Annotated in this window: 1 protein-coding gene; it reads right to left on the reverse strand. The window is 44.9% G+C overall.

The genetic code is table 11. The annotated features are described in order from the left end of the window. Window positions 1–421, reverse strand: a 421-nt coding sequence (locus RR877_RS09340) for an amino acid permease (protein WP_332628023.1), incomplete at its 3' end; no start/stop codon positions are given. Window positions 422–778: the final 357 nt, after the last annotated feature.

Genomic DNA, 778 nt, shown 5'->3' on the forward strand with positions numbered 1-778 from the left:
GAAGAAGCACTGGCAACACAGTCGAAGCAATTGTGTAGTCAACTGCGACAACAACAATTGCGAGGAATGTGAAAGAAGCCCAACCCATAATCCAACCTAGAACAGGGTTAGCAATGCGAGAGGTCCACTGGTAGGCGTATCCAGTTACAGGGATACGTGCAGCAAGAGAACCGAAGATCATTGCCACCATGAGCTGACCGACGATAACAATGGGCCAGGTCCATATACCTGCAGGACCCGAGCTGTTGAGCATCGCTCCATAGGCGGTGAAAATTCCGGTGGCAATTGAAACGAAGGCAAAAGCTACTGCGAATGATGCAAACTTTCCGGTGCCTCGTTTGAGTTCAGATTTATACCCGAACTCGGACAAGTTGGTGTCGTCTGCGGGCAGATGCCCTACTTCACCATTTCTGATTGACATTTAGTTATCTCCCTTGATTACTAGTTGATTCCAAACTGCTGAGGTTTTTCCTCGTATGTTTCACTCAATGAGTGAGTGTGTGTTTATTTGTGGAATCTTGTGGATGATTATTCAGAAAAATTCCCATCACGTCAACCCCAAACACAACTGAAATCACAAGTGAATTTCACTTTTTAGCAACATGACCAGTAAATACAAGGGTTGTAACTCGGGTAGAGCCAACAGATTACGTTTGTGTAACTTTGTGGATTTTCGAGGCAATAAGTGGGACTGTTGATACTGAGCGATTCAATGTCGATGAATGTTCTCTTCTTCAGATGCCACAACTTTGTGCTCCCACAACAGCTAACCTAAACA

Origin of the sequence: Aurantimicrobium sp. (genome assembly GCF_036667855.1) — a bacterium.
Classification (GTDB): Bacteria; Actinomycetota; Actinomycetes; order Actinomycetales; family Microbacteriaceae; genus Aurantimicrobium.